The sequence below is a fragment of the Methylobacterium sp. E-066 genome (assembly GCF_022829635.1).
Taxonomy (GTDB): domain Bacteria; phylum Pseudomonadota; class Alphaproteobacteria; order Rhizobiales; family Beijerinckiaceae; genus Methylobacterium.
Window position 1 is genome coordinate 1 of sequence record NZ_JAKSYO010000064.1, and the last position, 325, is coordinate 325.

Here is a 325-nt window from a genome sequence, read left to right on the forward strand (position 1 = left end):
CGAGCTCGTCGATCGCGAAGGCCGGCAGGTCCGGGCTGCAGAAGGCGAGCCGGGCGACGTTGCCGTCGATCACCAGGCGCTGGGAGCTCATCTGCGCGTCGATCGCCGCCACCACCCCGCCCCTGTGGGACGGCTGGGGGCGGCGGTCGACGCAGGCGAGATCCCGGCCGTAGATGCCGGCCCCCCCCAGGGCCGAGCGCGCGGCCCGCCCCAGGAACGTCGCAGGCGGGTGCGGCACTCGCAGCCTAGGCACCGGCAGAGGCGCCTGCTGGAACTGGGCCGCCGGGCCGGGGAAGCCCGCGCACAGGGCCTGTCCGATCAGGGG

The 325-nt window shown here is 76.3% G+C and carries 1 protein-coding gene; it reads right to left on the reverse strand.

The window, feature by feature from the left end; all coding sequences use genetic code 11:
• Positions 1-325 (reverse strand): peptidase S24 (locus MKL20_RS07015; protein ID WP_244036073.1); only part of this gene is annotated, 325 nt, incomplete at both ends.